Source organism: Methanobrevibacter ruminantium M1 (assembly GCF_000024185.1).
Classification (GTDB): domain Archaea; phylum Methanobacteriota; class Methanobacteria; order Methanobacteriales; family Methanobacteriaceae; genus Methanobrevibacter; species Methanobrevibacter ruminantium.
Genome location: NC_013790.1, coordinates 2,655,056 through 2,674,729, shown reverse-complemented (window position 1 = coordinate 2,674,729; position 19,674 = coordinate 2,655,056). Strand labels below are relative to the sequence as shown.

Genomic DNA, 19,674 nt, shown 5'->3' with positions numbered 1-19,674 from the left:
AGGAAGTAAAATGGCATTCGGTACATATAAAGACGTAGTATCAGCAAGAGCTACTGATAAAGCAATCCAAAAAGTCGCACAAGATGGTGGAATCGTAACCGCATTATTAACTTACGCTTTAGAAGAAAACATTATTGAAGGAGCAATTGTTGCTGGAAACACTGAAGATCCATGGAAACCTGAACCTACCATTGCAATGACTCCAGAAGAAATCATTGCAGCAGCAGGTACCAAATATACCTTCTCTCCAAACGCAATCAGACTCAAAGAAGCTGTAAGACAATACGGTCTTGAAAAAATAGGAACTGTAGGAACTCCTTGTCAAATTATGGGACTTAGAAAAATGCAATCCTATCCATTTGCTACCAGATTCGTAGCAGATAAGCTTGCATTGATTATAGGTATTTTCTGTATGGAAAACTTCCCAAGAGATTCCTTAAAGACCTTCATTGAAGGTAAGATGAATTCCTCCTTAGAAGGCGTAAACAAGATGGATATTGGAAAAGGAAAATTCTGGATTACTGACGTTGAAGGCGAATCCGGACTTCCATTAAAAGAAACCCACGGATATGAACAAGCTGGATGTAACATCTGTCTCGACTATGTTGCAGAATTAGCTGATGTATCTACTGGATCTGTAGGTTCTCCTGATGGATGGTCCACTGTATTCACCAGAACCGACAGTGGTGCAGACATCTTTACCGCAGCTGTAGAAGCTGGAGTAATCGAAACCAAACCAATGGATGATGTAAAACCTGGTTTAGAATTACTCGAAAAATTAGCTAACGGTAAGAAAGACAAAGGTAGAAAAGAAATTGAAAGAAGAGTTAACATGGGACTCCCAAGTCCTTTCTAACTCTATTTTTTCTTTTTTTACTTTTTCTTAACTTTTTTCCTTTTTTTATTTTAATTATTTAAATTACTTTTTTTATTTTTATTTCAACTGCTATTTTTACTTATTTTTATAAATTTAAGCTTTTTAACTTATTTTTACTTATTTTAATTAATCTAAGCTTTTTAACTTATTTTTATTTATTTCTATTATTTTAATAATTTTTAAAAATATAGATTTTAATTTAAGTGCTGTTTTAAAACGTTTATGCTTGTTAAAAAATAGTAAATTATAAAAAAGAGAAAAGTTTTTAAATAGAAAAATTATAATTATTTAAGTTTAAAATTTAAGAATTAGCTTTTAATGAATAAAAAAAGAAAAAGAGAAAAATTAAAGTTTATTTTGAATATTGATTTTGAACACTAAGTATTGAGTCTATAGGAATATCAAACAAATCGGAAACTTCTTGAGGACTCATTTGTTTTAAAGCTTTAGTGATAAAATCTATTCTATTTTTTTCCACACCTTTTTCTTCGGCTTCTTCTAGTTTTCTTGCGAAGATTACTCCTCTCAGTGATTCTTCAAAAGGTCTTTCTTCTATTTTGGACATATTTAAACACCTAGCCATGTATTTTAATTCATCTTGGTCTTTTATATATCTTCCAACCCATAATGCAAGACATTCTTTAGTGAAATTTAAGATAAATTCGTCAGCAGAAAGCTTGTTATACAATTTAACAAGTTCCCTGATGCATTCCTCAATTGTTATTTCTAACTTGAATTTTGGAAGCCAAATGTAATCTAAAAATTCAAAAATGTGCATATCTATATCATTATCAGTTTTATATTTAATATTATTTAATCTTTTCATGCCATCCTTTTCCTTTAATATAAACCATTGGGGATGAAAATAATTTAACTGGTTCATGTAAGTTATTTTATCAACGGGCAAGTCGCCAGTGTAAAAGATAAAAGGATAAACTGCTTGTCCAGTAGCATTAAAGACATTTACAGCATATTCGTAATTTCTTCTCATTGCCTCTTGGCTTATTGAGCTGTGATGCTCTATATTTATGCTGCTTTTATCTGATCTTATCCTTACGGAATCAAGATTTAAGTTTCTGTATCCTGAAGAGATAAAGCGGCTTTCATATGGTCCTTCTATATCATCGTATCCTGTGATATATTGGGGAAACTCTTTAATTCGAGACATGCATTTAACAAATATTTCATCCTCGGGATCACATCGTATAGGAAAGGCGGACTCATTTTTTTCATTCATTTTTATCAATGCCTCCCGTGGTTAATTATGTTTTATTTTTGTTTTTAAACTTTATAAATGTTTCTTTTTTGATATAAATACACGATTATGTCAAAATTGACTTTATCTCGTAAAATTGTTCTCATTTCGTAAAATTGACTTCATTTCGTAAAATTGTTGTCATCGTGTGAAATTGATTTGAGGATGTTAAATTGTTGTGAGTTCGTAAAATTGTTGTCATCGTGTGAAATTGATTTGAGGATGTTAAATTGTTGTGAGTTCGTAAAATTGTTGTTATCGTGTGAAATTGATGTGGACTCGAAATAAGCTCTTAGAACAAAGCAAATTGCAAAATAATGATTTTAAAGCAAAAATAAAATTTTTAAAAAACTAAAAAAATCTTATGAAAGTTAAAAAATATTTACTTTTTAAAGAGTAAAACATAAAAATTAAAAATAATATATTTCTTTGAATTATTGTATATTATTATATTAAATTTTAAATAATATTAAGAAATAATATTTTTAATATAAGAATGTTTATTTTTTCAAAGTTTATTTTTTCAAACTAAGCAAGTATTTTGGTGGAATTATGAAAGTATATAAAATGATTTTAATATCCTTAATTTTAGTTATCTTAAGCATTTCTTGTGTAAGTGCTAATGATTTAACTAATGATGCTATTCAAGGCGATTTAAGTGATATTGATTATTCTTTTACTATTGATGACGATTTAAGCAATTCTGATAATTCATTAGATGTTTCTAGTGATTTAAAAGAAAACAGTTGTCTTGATGAAATCGATTTGGATAAGGAATCTAACCAAAATACTACAAAAATATTAAGTTCAAACCAATTAGACTCTAATTTATTGGATTCAAACCAATTAGAATCTGATCAATTGAGTTCAAACCAATTAGATTCTAGTTTACTCAATTCAAACCAATTAAACTTATCAAATACATACACAGTCTCCCAATCAACTTATTCAAAATACTTTGATAAGAATGGCTATGTGAAGACATCTGTAGTGGCTCCATATGATACTATAGACCTGTCAGGCAATATAATATCTAAAAACTTCATATTTACTATTCCATGCCATATAACAAGCTCCAATAATGCAAAGCTCACAAACTGTATGATTAAGTTTGAAAACATGACTGCTGACGGCCGTTCAAGTGTCTCAAACCTATACATAAGAAACAGCGTCGAATGGTGTCCTGGAGTCTTTTTAGAAGGATCCACAAATGTGGATGTCTATGGCAATGACATTTATTGTACAGGGGCTAACGGAAACCCTGTCCGTGTGATATACTCCAATTATTCAAACATATTTGGAAACAAGCTTGAGACATACTTTACAGGCTATATGAACCTTTCATGGAAACGTGCAGGTATCCTTCTTGGAGACTCTCACTACAATAACATCTTTTCAAACGATGTAACCATAAAGGACTCAAATCCTATCTACCTTACAACATACGGATTTGAAAAGTCCAATCATAATACAATATACAATAATACTGTAAGATCATCTGCAATCAGTGAAGATAGCGGTTTATCAAACCCTTCGGCATGGGCTTATGGAATACATCTGATGGGAGATTATAACATTGCTCTCAATAATACGATTCATAATGTATATAGGGGAATAGATTCTGAAGGAAGCTTCAATATCCTTGCTGGAAACATAATTTTCAACCTTACAGGAGGATATTTCGAAGGAAATGACGGAACAGAAGGTGGAGACTATGGAATTCACGCATCCTATGACAATATCGTTGCAAACAATACAATATTCAACAGCAAGCTTACAGGCTCTGCAATCTATCTGATGCCTAATAATACTGCCTATGGAAATATTGTCTATAATATAAGCGGCCATAACGGCCTTGAATTCAATTATTATGCCGATAACTGTAAGGTATACAATAACATCATTGACGTGCCTGTTGAAAGCCCGATTTATGTATTCGGACGTATGAACAATCTGCTCATTGAAAACAACATTCTAACAAGTGTAGATTCATCAAGCATCCTTGTAAAGAAGCAATCCAATTCAAAATACCCTACCGATGTCACAATAAGAAACAATCTTATCATGGGATATTCAAAGACCTTCAATCAAAGCCCGATTGACTATAGCCAAATCAAAAGCGATGCAAACATTATCTCATTCAATAATTCAATTGCTGTCTATAATGACACATACTTTAATTATTTCGCTGAAATAGGAAATGTAAGGGATTATTCAGATTGGATAGACTTAAATAACACCATAAATTATTCAGACTCTTATAATTACAATGCATTGGTCTTTGTAGGAAACTTTTCCAGCATAACAGACAATATAACAAAAACAGATTATATAATTCCTTTAAAGGATATTGTAAATAGCAGAATCTCAGATGTCTATAGAAATGTTCCTTATAATGAGTATAAATCAATGATGGAAACTTTAAATGAAATCTATACTGATATTGTATTTAATGGGCCATCTCCTGTAGATTTAAGAGGAGTAGATTCTGGAGGCAATTCCTCAGATTCCAATCAAACTCCTATGGATGGAAACGGCAGTATGAATGAATCATCTGATAATGGTTCAGATAATTCTACCAATAGCAGTTTAGACAATCTGGATGATGAGGTAAAGGATTCCTATGAGAATTTGATTGATAATATCAATTCAACTGAAAATGCGTCAGATGTTTATGTCATAAATGACGCTAATTATGCTCTTTATTTCAATGAAGACGGTAGTTTTAGAGATGATTTCCCTATTGAGTTTGGAAATACACTTAGATTTGCTAATCTTACAAATAAAATGTTTAAAATAGACATTCCTTTAAAGATTATTTCAGATAGCGAAGACTCTAGTTTGCTAAATTGCTTTATTTCCTTGGAAGGTGAAAGCTCTAATACTATTATTTCTAATTTAAAATTTGAATTAGATAATTTAAGTTCAAATATAGACTTTATTTCTATAAAGGATGGAGTTAGTAATGTTTTGATTTATAATAATACTTTTAAATTAGATATTGATTCCTCTGATTCTTTAATAGATTCTCCTTTATCTGATGATGCTTCCTTATCTGCAATAAGGCTCTACGGTAGCGATTACATTTCCCGAAATATTTTCATAGAAAACAATATTATTGACTTCAAATCTAATTTTGGCCAATTATATGGAATATACTTATCTAATAAGATGGATTATTTAAATTCAAAAACCAATCCAAGCGGATTTATTATAAGAAATAATGTCTTCTCGATTGATTCTAATGGATTAATAAACGCAATCTATTCAGATTCTGTTAAAAATTTACTATTGGAGAATAATTTATTTAATTTAAGCTCAAATGGCAATTTAGAGGATTCTTCATTAATTTATGGCTTAGATCTAGTTAAAGTAGATAATTTGACCATGATAAACAATCAATTTTCAATAAATTCCACTTATTTGGCTTGTGGAATCAATTCAAGCGATAGTTCTGGATTTAATTTATCTAATAATCAATTTTCAGTTGATTCAGCTTATTTAGCTTATGGCTTGAATTTAAAAAATACAAATAATTTTAATTTACATAATAATGATTTTTATATAGATTCAGGCAGTTTCGCTCATGCTTTAGACTTGGATGATTGCAATAACTTCAATATTGCAAATAACCTTATCAATGCAAGCGGAGCAGATATTAAAAGAAATCTAAATGCTTCCAATTTAGCTGTATTCATCCAAGATGACTTAAATGATAATGTCTTAAAGAACGGATATTTATACATCTCTGAACTAAATGGGTCCTTAAAGGGCAATGGATTATATGAAAATGATTTTAAGTCTCCTATTGTCCATACTGATAATTCTACACGTGACCTTCAAAACTTAATAGACTTTGCAGTTGAAGGAGATACAGTTGAGCTAGGAAATATGGTATTTGCTGACTTGGATACAATTAATATTTATAAAAACCTTACAATAAATGGAGGAATATTTGTATCTGGCAATTGGAGGCCTTTATTCCACATTTTGCCTAATGATGAGTTATTGAATCACTCATCCTCTGATTCATACAATTCTTATCGTTCATTTGATTATTTAAACATTCAAAATGGAGCTTATTACCTTGATAATGCTGATTTACTGATATTGGCAGAGGCATGCAATGGAACAGACAGTCTTTCAATCCAGGTTCCAAGCTTAAACATATGTGATAATGAGTTCATGCTTTTAGATGATTCTACAGTGGCTGAATCAATAAATATCTTAAAGCTCCTATCATCTAGAGCTATATTGGCGCCTACAAATGACATATCCATTGAAAACAATATATTAGTCAGCGGAATGAATCCGTTTGTATTTGAAGTAAGCTCTATAATGACCGGTTCAGATATTGATATTGCTCATGGACCATTGAATCCTAAAAAAGCCTCTAAGATAATATTTGAAGATATGGTTACAACAGCCTTCGATTCCAATGTAGAAGGAAGGATAGGAAAATACTTTGAAGTGACATTAAAGGATGAGAATGGAAATGCTTTATCCAATAAAGCAATTCAAATAGGATTTAATGGAAGAATATATAATAGGACCACAGATGAGAACGGATCTGCAAGTCTTCAAATCAATCTGGCCTATAAGGGAACTTATACATTCGCTATCTCATTTTTAGGTGATGAATATTATAATGGCTCATTTGAAGTGGCTAAGATAACTGTTAAAAAGCAGACTCCTAAGCTTGATGTTTCCAATGTCACTTATAAGTCAAGCGCTAAGTCTAAAACATGGACTGCTAAATTGACTACAAGCTATGGATCCTTATTAAAAAATAAGAAGGTCTATATCACCATAGATGGAAAGACTTATACAACACGCACAAATTCTAAGGGAATTGCTAGTTTAAAGGTAAGTTTATCCACTAAAAAGACTTATAAGTTTACTGTTAAGTTTGAGGGTGATGATACTTATAATTCTCTTACTAAAACTGCTAAATTGACTATTAAATAGTTTGTTTGTTAAAAAAAGTAATTTTAAAAATCTTTTTTTCTTAATATCTTCTTTTTTTATTTATTTTTAAAAAGAGTGATAAGGTTTATTAATTTAAAAAAACACTTATTTTATATTTAATTTTAAAAAAAGCAATAAATAATTAGTTTTAAAAAAGCACTTCTTATATTTAAAGTAAAAAAAAGTTTAAAGTGTGGTTATTTTACAACCATCACTTTCAACAATCATAGTATGTTCCTTTTGGGACACCCAAGCTCCAGTTCTCTCTTTAAGAGCGGCATAAGGATAAATCGCCATAGCATCTCCTAATTGCTTAAGTCCTGTATTTACTCTACGCTCATTAAAGCTTTCTGTAAGCCAGCGTCCACTGAAAGGCAAGTATCTATAGTTCTTTTCAATATGATTAAGCATTCTTTGAGTGTTTTTCATCCTGAAAGGCTTGCTTTGCATAAATGAAAAGATATAAGCATAAGGACAGTCATTAACTATTCCTTCACCATCTGTTGCAAAAGGCTCGATTGCAACTGCTTGGCCTTCTTCAAGTATGGTTGGATCGTTGTTGTCATAGTTAGGCACGGAAATTCCTGCATGGAGATTCCAATGTTCAAGACTGTGCCCTGTAAGGTTTCTAACTGGATTGAGACCATATTCAGCTATTGCCTCTTCTACAGCTCTTCCCACATCACATACTTTAACTCCAGCCCTTACAGTGCTTATTGCAGCTTCAAGCCCTGCTGCTGAGGCATCTATGATTCTTTGATTCTTTTCTAGAGTGTCCTCATCAAAGAGCTCTTCTAAGTTGTCTCCTGGAACCATGATTGTAACTGCAGAGTCTGCAATGTAGCCATTGACTTCAGCTCCCAAGTCCAGCTTTACAAGGTCTCCGGTTACCATCTTGTTTGTATCTCCTGCTGGAGAGGTGTAGTGAGCGGTTATTTCATTTATTGAAACATTGCATGGGAATGCTATTCCTGCCCCTGACTTTAATATTTCGCTTTCTACAAACTCTACAAGGTCAAGAATTGGAAGTCCGTTTTCTATCATTTTTGATGCATCGCTTCTGACTTTGGATACAATTTTTCCAGCTTCTTCATAAGATTTAATTTCATCTACCATTTTATCACGGCTTATTTTTTAAAATATCCTTTTTTATTTAGTTTTTCAAATTATATTTCATTGAATAAGTAATAATCTTGTTTTTTTATTTTAATTCCTATATTGGTATTTTTTACCTTAGGAATTTAATCTAATTTTTTATTTTAATTCCTATATTGGTATTTTTTACCTTAGGAATTTAATCTAATTTTTTATTTTAATTCCTATATTGGTATTTTTTACCTTAGGAATTTAATCTAATTTTTTATTTTAATTCCTATCTTAGGCAATATTTGCATTAGGAATTTAATCTAAAATTTGTCTACAATTAATCTTATAGACAAAAAAGTATAAAAATTTTTATATATTGCTAATGATATAATATACATATTCTTATTTAAACCAATAACTATCTGATTAATTGATTCATATTTAAGTCAATAATTAATTTATTTAGTTATTCATGGAGGTAAAATCATGGCTAATGAAATTATACCAAGTGAAATTTTCATTCTTATTTTAGTGGTCATATTGGCTTTTGTAGTCATTATCATTGCATTGCAATGGAAAAAGGTACGCCAATCTGACAATACTTTAAAATTGATGGAAAAAGAGATTGAGCTTAAAAAGATTGCGATGGTTGAAAAGGACCTTGAAAATAAACGTTTGATGGAAAATCCTATTTCTTTACCTAGCGAACAGCAAGAGCAGCTTACTCAAATCAGAGATTCCACTGCTAAAGTCATGAGCGATGTAGGCTATTTGCATAGTGAAATCAATGAACGTTTAGCACGTCTTGAAGCTCAAACCGAACTTAAAAAATTAGAAAAAATGCTTGCAGAAATTGAAGATAAAGAGAAAAAACTCAATAAGGGCAAATAATAGTGGGGCTTTATTATGGAAATTATTGAATTGATTGCTATCATTATTCTAGTGGCAGCCATTGTATTTTTAATCTATTATTATTTTCAGACTGTCAATGGAGGCAGTTTTGATATAGATGATTTAAAGGATCATCTCACCATTTCTAAAAGGGAAGCAGCCACTGCCACCGTTAATCTGGATGATGATGAAGCGGAAGAAAAAGTTTCTGTAGGTAAAAAGATTAAATATACCTTTAAGGACATTGATAAATCTTATTCTAACACTACAGATGCATTTTCCAAAAGATTAGATGCATTTTTAGATGAAAGAAGTGAAGAATTAATCGAAAATTGGTCTTTAGTAACCACTGATGACTTGGAAAGTTTGGAAAAACGTTGCGTTACTGCTTGTGACAGCATTGATGACTTAGAGAAAAGATTCAGTGAATACAGCAATGTAACCAATGAAAAACTTGAAGACCTTGATAAACGTATTAAGGCACTTGAAGAAGATTCTGAACTTCTAGAAGAGGACGCTGAAACTATAGAAAAAGAAGCAGATGAATAATTTCATTCTTCTTTTTTATTTTATTATTTTTCATATCTCTTTTTAGTCAGTTTTATCTCTTTTTATAATATTTTTTCTTTTTCTAGTTTATTTTATCTCTTTTTTTTATTTAGATTTACTCACTCATTTAATTCTATATATATCTAATTTATTTTAATATTTAGATAAATTAAACGTTTTTTATTTCTTATTTTCCATTTATATTGCTTCATTCTAATTTTTGAAATTATTAGAAAAATACAAAACTTTATATATTATGGTGTATAATATTATAATGTTGAATTACTAAATCCTTTTAGCAGGGTGGGGTAGTCTGGTGATCCCGCGGGGCTCATAACCCCGAGAGCCCTAGTTCAAATCTAGGCCCTGCTATTTTTTTATGGAATACAAATATAACACTGTTATATTTCTACTTTTAAAATTCAAAGTCTGAATTTTTTTCATCAATATTTTGCTAATTTTTTTAAAAAATATCTATTTATATCCCATTTTTAATTTTTAAAGTTTATATTTATTATTTAAAAATTCTTTGTTTTTTACTTCTTTTATCATCACTTTATCTATTATTTTAAACTTTTTTTATTAATTCATTGACTCCTATCAATTTCTTTTAAATTAAATTTGACATTATATAAACCTTAATGGAAACACTTTTTAATCATATAGTATATAATTATATATAATTCAAAATTATTTTTATCGAGAGTATCAATAAAATTAAATTTGAATTATAGTATTTAGATTTTTAAGATTATAAAATAGTCTTGGATTAAAAACGAGGTTTATAATTATGAAGCTTAAAAAGTTTTCAGTCATTTTAGCGGTATTGCTTGTAGCAATACTTGCTATTGGGGCTGTAAGTGCAGAATCAGTCTCTGATACTGATGTAGCTGCTGTAGCTGCTGTAGATGATACAGCAGGCACAGTATCTGTAGACGATTCTATAGATGATGTTTCCGTAGACACTACGGATAATGATGTTAAAAACAGTCTGAGTGCTGTTGCCCTTGAAGATGGGGAGAGTGTGAGCTATGAAATCAACGACACTTCTTATTCCACATACTTCAAAGACGATGGTACTGCAACTGATGAATTAAGTGAAATGGGTGGCTATACCTTAAATATAGGAACCCTTACTAATAAAGACATTCAGATAATATCTGGTTCTGATATTAATATTACTGCAAAGGATGGTGAAGGATTCATTAACAATGGTACCATCATTCTTGGTGGTGATGAATTCCCTGGTAGCATAATTGTATCTGGATTGACTTTTACCAATACCAATAAAGACGCTATTCAAGTTTTAGATTATACTACTGATGTCAGTATCTATGATAACAATATGAATATTATAGGAATTAGCTCTTTATCATCTGATCCTAATTTCAGTGTTTATGGTGTAAGTGCCAATGGGTTTATTTCAGGATTATATATTGAAAATAACACCATGTCTGTTGAAGGAGATGCGCTTTCATATGGTATTGAAGTAGGAGCATATTCTGATGGGGCTTACGCTCTTTCAAACCCTCAAGATATTTTAATATCTGGCAATACTATTGATGTATCTACTTCCGGAGCAATGGCTGAGCCTATGTATTTATCTGATGTTTGGGATGTAACAGTTGTAAATAACTTTGTTACAGCAGAATCAGTTAATGCTCCAGCTTATGGTATTCAAGTAGCCGATTCTGCAATGTGGGCAAGTTATATGGATCCAAATTATGATGGTGATTTATCTTCTCCTAATAATGTACTCATCGATGGCAATACATTTATTTTAAACAGTGACTTTATGATTTATGGTATCACTACAATAAATTATGGTTGGGATGGTATAGAGATGGAATCTTATGCTTTGCCTTTAAACATAACCGTTTCTAACAATAATGTTTATGCCAACTCTAAAAAAGGTGTTATGGGCATTGCAGGTCAAATATATAACCTTACTGTAATAGATAACACTGTTATTGCTATAGGAGGTTCTGCTGAAGGTTTGTATACTGGTGACCTTTTAGGCAACGGTACTTATGCATTATATATTGATTATGATGGCAATTATGCTGAAGATACTTACTATGTTGTTGTTAAAGACAATGATGTTTTCACAAATGTCACTAAGGAATATGCATTCAATAATGATTATGAAAGAGTAATTTTCGAAAACAATGAAGACTTAAAGACTTTCGTAATTGATGATGAAACTTATTCCATCTTCTTCAACGATGATGGAACCAGTGATGTATTAGAGGACATGGAAGATTACACTTTAATGATCGGTCCTTTAAACAACAAAGACATTGTACTCGATTCAGGTTCTGAAATTGTCATTCTTGGTCTTGATGAAGGTTACATCAATAATGGTACCATTGTCCTTGATGGTGTTTCAGATGTCTATGTTTCTGACTTGGTCTTTGTAAATGTCAATAAGGATGCATTTTATATTGGAGATGAATCAAATGAAATTGTAATTGTAGACAATGCTATTGTTCTTGTAGGTAAGGCTGCCGAATCAACTAATCCTTATTTCAGTCTTTACGCAATATCTGCTAATGGATATGTCACTGGATTAAATATTACAGACAATTCTATCTATATTACAGGGGATGCACCTTATTCCTATGGTATTTCTTTAAGTGCATATGCAGCTGAGTTTAACCCTGAAGATATTACAATTTATAATAACACTATTGAAATGAGTCTTTCAGAAGGATCAAGTATGGCTGAGGCTATTTACTTAGATTGTCCTTCAGATGCAACTATTGAAGAAAACAATATTACCATAGAAACTGTAGGAAATACTTTTGCTTATGGTATTCAAGTTGCAGACACACTTCCTGCCGCATATGAATATGCTAGTTATAGAGGTGAATTAACCTCACCTGAATTAGTGACTATCAAAGGCAATACCTTAAACATAAGCAGCGAATATATGATTTATGGTATTACCGTACTTAGTGAAGGTGCTTTAGTAAACGGATCTGGAGATTTAGCACTTTGTCAATTTGAGTTATTCTTAAATGTCAGTGAAAATACAATCTATGCTGATTCCACCAAAGGTGTTATCGGCCTTGCAGGTAAGGTTTACAATATTACCATGAATAATAATGATTTATATGTCACTGGCGGAGATGCTTCAGATGTATTTTCCTATGATGACTTAGGTGTAGGAACCTATGCTGTCGGCATTAAATATAATGGCGATTCAGAAGACGGTAACTACTATGCCGATGTGTTTGAGAACAATATCTTTACAAATGTATCTGCTGAATATATAAACGATGAAACTGTATTAGACGAATATGTATTCTTTAATAATTTCATCCCATTAGACTTAGGAATTGTCTTAGAAGCTGATAAAGACGCTCTTGAAATAGGAGACCTAATCAATTACACAATCACTGTAGTAAACAACGGTCCAAATGCTGCTTCTGATGTATATGTTTCCTTTGAGCTCAGTGATATTCTTTTACTTGTAACTGCTCCTGAAGAATATGATGCTGAATTTGAACTCTTAAATGTTTCAGATTTAGCTGTCGGTCAAGAAAAAGTATACAATATTGTAGCTCAAGTAATCGATGGAGGATATCTCTTATCTACAGCTTATGTGGATTGTTATGAAGATGATACCTATATGGATAACAATACTGCAAGTCTTGATATGATTGCAGTTCCTATAGTTATTGATGATAGCAATTATGCTAATTACTTCAATGAAAACGGATACTTAAAAGATGACGTAATTGCTACTGGCACAGTTGTATTGTTTGGTAATTTAACCAATAAAGACTTGTTTATTAATGCTCCTTTACTTATTTCTGATTGTAAAGACACTAAATTAGTAAACACTACCATTGCTCTTGTTGAAGGTGCAGACGGTACATTGATTTCAGGTTTAGTCTTTGATTACACTGCTAAAGACAGCGGATTTGCTATCATTTCTGTAAATGATGGTGTTAGCGATGTTTTAATCAGATCTAACAATATTACTGTTACAGATATTCCTGATTATGTCACTGCCGTTGCTATTGGAGTTTACGGAGCAGTAAACGGCTCTGAAGACATCACTATTGAGGATAATTTCATTAACATGACTGGTGGCAATGCTTACACCTATGGTATTAACGTACAAAACTATGATCAAGGTTGGGTTCCAGGCGAAGGTGCTTCCGGTGTTGAGATTCTAGAGAATACCATCATCTTAAGTGGAACTGGAATGGAAGAAGCGATTTTCTTATCTGGTCTTGAAGATGTATATGTATATAAAAACACAATTGTTTCCGCTTCTTTCGGCGAAAATACTGGTTGTGATGCTTATGGAATTGCTGCAGCTAATGTAAGCGAATTAATAATTGAAGAAAATCAAATGGGTGTAGGATCAAATCAAATGGCATTTGGAATAGCTATCACTACTAAATCTAATGATGTTGATGTCTTCAATAACAGCATTGATGTTGAAGGTACAGGTGCTATTGGCGTTGGCGTTCAAGATAGTACTGATGTATCCGTTACATTCAATACCATTTGTGCCTATGGTGATGACTTCACCAGCATTCAAACTTACGACAGTTTAGGAACTGCAAATGCAGCTATCCTAGATGAGACTGGAGAAGCACTCATAGAAAACAATACCATTTATGAATATTTCCCTATAACCATTAGCGATGACAACTATGCTACTTACTTCGATGAAAGCGGCAAGATTAAAAATGATTCCGGCATTGCAGGTGGCGATTTAATCTTCTTAGACGAATTAACCAATAAGGCATTAACTATAGACATTCCTTTAACCATTAAAGGTGTTCCACTCAACGCATTGGTCAACACTACAATTACCCTTTTAGCTGATGCAAGCGGTTCAACCGTCACCAAATTAAATATGGAATTCACTGGTGATGAAAACACCGGATCTGTAGGAATTATCTATGTCCTTGGTGCAAGCGATGTTGAAATTACTGATAATGTCATTATTGTCCCTGCCTTTGTAGATAAGACTGGCGCTAAATACGGTTCCAGCTTATACGCTATTGAAGTTGAAAGCGGTGCAGACGGATGCAGTTATATAGACATTTCAGACAACGTAATTGACATTATAGGTTCTGCAAGATACCTTTACGGTATTGACGTATTCCAAACCTGGGGCAGCGAAAACAAAAACAGCTATGTGGCTATTTGTGATAACTTCATAAGTGTTGTAGGTGCTTCCAGAATGTCTGAAGGAATTTATGCAAGTGGTGTTGACGAATTAGAAATCTTAAACAACACAATCACTTCAGTAGGTCAAGCTGCTGCATACGGTATCGGAACTGACACCTTAACAGACTCCATTATCTCAGATAACGGAATGGAAGTAAATGCAGGAACCCAAGCTTATGGAATTACCAACACCTACAGCGATGGTGTGGAAATCACAGCAAACGTCATCAGCTCCACTGGTGAAGGTGCAATCGGTATTGGAACAAACAGTGAAGATGTAACCATTGCTAAAAACCAAATCACAATCAACGGTAATGATTACACTACAATCACTTCAGCAGACACTTTAGGAACTGATAATGCAGCTATCCTAGATACAACTGGAGAAGCAACAATTGAAAACAACACAATCACTGAAAATTGTCCAATAACAATCAATGACGGCAACTATGCTACTTACTTCGATGAAAACGGCAGTCTTAAAAATAATTCCGGCATTGCAGATGGAGATTTAATCTTCTTCGGTGAATTAAGCAATAAGAAATTCAATATCGATAATTACTTAATCATTAAAGGTGCTAACAACAATAAATTAGTAAACACTACAATCGCTCTTACTGCTGGCGCAAGCGGTTCCACTTTAAGCAGATTAAATATGGAATTCACTGGCGACAACACTACAGGCTCTGTAGGACTTATCTATGTCTTAGGCGCAAGCGATATTGAAATCAGCCAAAACACAATTACCGTAATTGACTTTGTAGATAAGGCAGGAGCTAAATATGGTTCCAGCTTATACGCTATTGAAGTTGAAAGCGGTGAAAACGGATGCAGTTTCATAGACATTTCAAACAACATAATTGACATTACAGGTTCTGCAAGATACCTTTACGGTATTGACGTATTCCAAACCTGGCAAGCTCCTATGAGAAACAGCGACATTGCAATTACAAATAACTTTATCATGATCGACCCTGCAAGCAGAATGTCTGAAGGAATTTATGCAAGCGGAATTGATAATGCAATTATTGCAAACAACACTATTATCTCTGAAAGCGATGCTGCTGCATACGGAATCGGAACTGACAGTTTAGCCAATTCCACAATTGCTGACAATGTCGTTAGAGCAGCTGCAGCAACTCAAGCATACGGAATTACCAACACCTATAGCACAAATGTGGATATTGTAAACAACACTGTCAATGCTGAAGGTATAGGTGCTGTCGGTATAGGATTCATGGGCTCTGAAGGTGTAACTGTTGCTGACAATCTTATTGCAATCACTGGTGGAGACTACACTTCAATCACTTCATCAGACAGCTTAGGAACTGCAAACGCAGCTATATTGGATAAAGACAACAAAGGAACTATCTCCTACAATAATGTGACTGAAAACATTCCAGTAACCATTAACGACGGCAATTATGACAATTACTTCAATGAAGATGGTTACATAAGAAATGATTCAGGATTTAATGATGGCGATTTAGTCTTCTTTGAAAAATTAAGCAATAAGAACATAGTTCTTGATATGCCTTTAACCGTTAAAGGTGCTCCTGGAAATAAATTGGTCAACACTACAATCACTGTCTTAGATGATGCAAGCGGATCTACCATTACCTGCTTAGATATGGAATTCACTGGTGATGAGAACACAGGTTCTGTAGGAATCATCTATGTCCTTGGCGCAAGTGATGTTGAAATCAGCTACAACAATATTACCGTACCTAATTTCGTAGATAAGACTGGCGCTAAATACGGTTCCAGCTTATACGCTATTGAAGTTGAAAGCGGTCAAGACGGATGCAGTTATGTAGACATTTCAAACAACATAATTGACATTACAGGTTCTGCAAGATACCTTTACGGTATTGACGTATTCCAAACCTGGCAAGCTCCTAACAAAAACAGTTACATAGCTATTGCTGATAATGAAATCAGCATTCAAAGTGCTTCCAGAATGTCTGAAGGAATCTATGCAAGCGGAATAGAGTTTGCAGAAATTTCAAACAACATAATTAATTCAGTTGGCGAAGCAGCTGCATACGGAATCGGAACTGATACTTTATCCAATTCCATAATTGAAGACAATGACATTGTTGTTTTAGCTGGAACTCAAGCTTATGGTGTTACCAGCACTTACAGTGACACTGTAAACCTAACAGGAAATAACATTTCCGCAGTTGGTGTCGGCGCTATCGGAGTTGGCTCAAACAGCGATAATGTAAATATCGATAAAAACGAAATCAGCATTTTAGGTCAAGACTACACTGCAATCACTTCAGCAGACAGTTTAGGAACTGGAAATGCAGCTATCTTAGATAAGGGAACTAAAACTACAATTGGAAACAACACAATTGAAGAAGTTGCTCCTATAATCATTGAAGACAACAGCTATGACAAATACTTCGATGAAAACGGACAAATTAAAGAGGATGCTCCTATAGGCTCTGGAGACGTAGTCTATATGGGTGTATTAACCGGCAAAGATATGGTATTTGACATTCCTGTAGCAATCCTACCTGCAGATAACAGCAAATTAACCGATTCCACCATTAAAGTTGTGGAAGGTGCTGATGGTACTACAATCAATGGTTTGGACATTGAATATACTGGAGATGAAAACACTGGCTCTAAGAACATTATTAATGTAGTTGGCGCAAGCGATGTAACCATTTCCAACAACAACATAATAGTTCCAGACTTTGTTAACAAGGCAGGATCCAAATATGGTTCCTCTGTTGCAGCTATTGCAGTTGAAAGCGGTGCAGCAGGCACTGACAATACTACAATCACAGGCAACAACATTGAAGTAAACGGTTCTGCAAACTATCTCTATGGCATTGACGCATTCACTACATGGGGAGCTAATACCACTAACTCTAACCTAAAGATTGAAAACAACAACGTTTCCGTAAATGGCGGAGCCCGCATGGCTGAAGCAGTCTATGTAAGTGACTCTAAGAATGTAACAATTGATAATAATGATGTGGAAGCTTCATCTGAAGCAGCTGCTTATGGTATTGCTACCGATCAATTGTCCCATGCTAAAATCACTGACAACGATGTTGCAGTCCTTGCTGGAACCACTGGATACGGAATTACCGCTACAACCTCTGGAGAAGATGTCTTAATCGAATCCAATGATGTTGAAGTTTTAGGTATGAGCGCTATCGGTGTAGGATTATCCAACCAAGACGCTGCAATTGTCAAAGACAATACAATTGACATTATCGGTGGAGATTACAGTTCAGTCACTTCCGCTGATAATTTAGGAACTGCTAATGCAGCTATCTTAGATAAAGACAACAAGAACACTAACCTTGTAGTAGAAAACAACACCATGACCGAAAACGGCAAAGCAGTCAACACTACCCACAGCGGTAACAGCTCTGCAGAGCTTCAAGCAATCATTGATGCAGCTCCTGCTGGCTCCACTGTTGACTTAGATGGCGTACTCTATGCCGATATCAGCAATGTTGTAATCGACAAGAACTTAACCATTACCAACGGTACCATTGTAGGTAAAGCTGGAGAAGCAATCTTTGTTATTCCTGCTAAATCCGAAAACGGTCCTGATGAAGTAAACATCAATGGCATGGAATTCCTTGTAAATGATGCAACTGTAATTGCTAAGGCAACTGCTGATAATGGAACCACTCCTACTTCCATTGACACTCCTGCAATCAGCATCAAGAACAATACCATAGACATGGCAAATGACGATGTCGTTCCTGAGTCTGTAACCGTATTAGAACTTGACAGCGAAAGAGGAGTTCTTGCTCCTACCAGCGAAATTGCAGTGGAAGGAAACACAATTGCTACAGGTGTCGATCCATTCGAATTCAAAGTTACTGGTGTCGCTGACGATAGCGGAAACGTAGTTGTTGAAAAAGGCGGAAACATTCCAGCTAAACAGGCTTCTGTAATCCACTATCAAGACATGGAAACAACTGCTGTTAACTCTAAGATTGAAGGAAGAGTGGGCAAATACTTCGAAGTCAACTTAACCGATACAAACGGCAATCCATTAGCAAATAAATTTGTCCAAATAGGTTTCAACGGTGTAGTATATAACAGAACAACAAACGAGACCGGTGGAGTAAAACTTCAAATAAACCTCGGATACAAAGGAACTTACACCTTTGCTATCTCCTACCTTGGAGATGACTACTACAACGGTAGCTTTGTTGTATCTAAGATCAAGGTAAGCACACAAAACACCAAGCTTACTACTGCTGCTAAGACCTATAAGGCAAGTGCTAAGACAAAAACATTAACTGCAACACTCAAGTCAAGCGTGTACAACAAACCAATTAACGGCAAGAAAGTAACTTTCACAGTAAACGGCAAATCCTACTCAGCAACTACAAACGCTAAAGGTGTAGCAACTGTTAAAGTAAGCCTTTCAACCAAGAAGACATACAGTTTCACAGCTAAATTCGCTGGAGACGATATGTACACCAAATCAAGTGTTACAGGTAAGGTAACTATAAAATAGATGTTTTAAAAGAAGAATTAGTTTTTTATAAACTATTCTTTTTAATTATTTTTTTATTTAAACAGTTTTATTCAGTAAATTTCGTTTTCATTGTTAAAAAATGAGTTTATGGATTATTTTAACTTAAAATAGAATTTTATATTCTTTTTGTAAAATTAGTTAGATGAGATTTTATTTTAAGTTAAAATAATTTAATTCTTTAATTTTAATTGTTTCATTAGTTTAATTACTTATATTACTTTAAATATTTTATTAATTTTAAATATTTTATTAATTAAATTTATTTATATAAATCATTTTTTTAATCAAATTTAATCAATTTATAACTTTATTTATTTATTATTTTTATAC

Annotated in this window: 7 protein-coding genes and 1 tRNA gene; 6 read left to right on the top strand and 2 right to left on the bottom strand. The window is 33.2% G+C overall.

Features of this window, described 5'->3' with window-relative positions; all coding sequences use genetic code 11:
* Positions 1-10: 10 nt before the first annotated feature.
* Positions 11-856, top strand: coding sequence for a coenzyme F420 hydrogenase subunit beta (gene frhB / locus MRU_RS10360; protein WP_012956859.1), 846 nt, complete (start codon positions 11-13; stop codon positions 854-856).
* A gap of 373 nt (positions 857-1,229) precedes the next feature.
* Here the strand turns inward: frhB and MRU_RS10355 are convergent, their stop codons facing one another.
* Positions 1,230-2,114, bottom strand: coding sequence for a hypothetical protein (locus MRU_RS10355; protein ID WP_012956858.1), 885 nt, complete (start codon positions 2,112-2,114; stop codon positions 1,230-1,232).
* A gap of 570 nt (positions 2,115-2,684) precedes the next feature.
* On the opposite strand from MRU_RS10355, the gene MRU_RS10350 reads away from it, so the two are divergent.
* Positions 2,685-7,100: an Ig-like domain-containing protein gene (locus tag MRU_RS10350; protein ID WP_012956857.1), complete on the top strand. Its 4,416-nt coding sequence runs from the start codon at positions 2,685-2,687 to the stop codon at positions 7,098-7,100.
* Between the two features lie 186 nt (positions 7,101-7,286).
* Here the strand turns inward: MRU_RS10350 and map are convergent, their stop codons facing one another.
* Positions 7,287-8,216, bottom strand: coding sequence for a type II methionyl aminopeptidase (map, locus tag MRU_RS10345; protein WP_012956856.1), 930 nt, complete (start codon positions 8,214-8,216; stop codon positions 7,287-7,289).
* Between the two features lie 456 nt (positions 8,217-8,672).
* Between map and MRU_RS10340 the strand changes: the two genes are divergently transcribed.
* The 4 genes from MRU_RS10340 to MRU_RS10325 all read left to right on the top strand — a co-directional run bounded on the left by MRU_RS10340 (position 8,673) and on the right by MRU_RS10325 (position 19,323).
* The gene (locus MRU_RS10340; RefSeq protein ID WP_012956855.1) at positions 8,673-9,077 is read left to right on the top strand and encodes a hypothetical protein; all 405 of its coding nucleotides are present in this window, start codon (positions 8,673-8,675) and stop codon (positions 9,075-9,077) included.
* A 15-nt stretch (positions 9,078-9,092) separates the two neighbouring features.
* On the top strand, positions 9,093-9,626 hold the full coding sequence (locus MRU_RS10335; protein ID WP_012956854.1) for a hypothetical protein: 534 nt from the start codon (positions 9,093-9,095) through the stop codon (positions 9,624-9,626).
* A gap of 297 nt (positions 9,627-9,923) precedes the next feature.
* Positions 9,924-9,998 (top strand) — tRNA-Met (locus tag MRU_RS10330).
* 418 nt (positions 9,999-10,416) lie between these two features.
* Positions 10,417-19,323, top strand: coding sequence for a right-handed parallel beta-helix repeat-containing protein (locus tag MRU_RS10325; protein ID WP_012956853.1), 8,907 nt, complete (start codon positions 10,417-10,419; stop codon positions 19,321-19,323).
* The last annotated feature ends 351 nt before the right edge of the window (positions 19,324-19,674 follow it).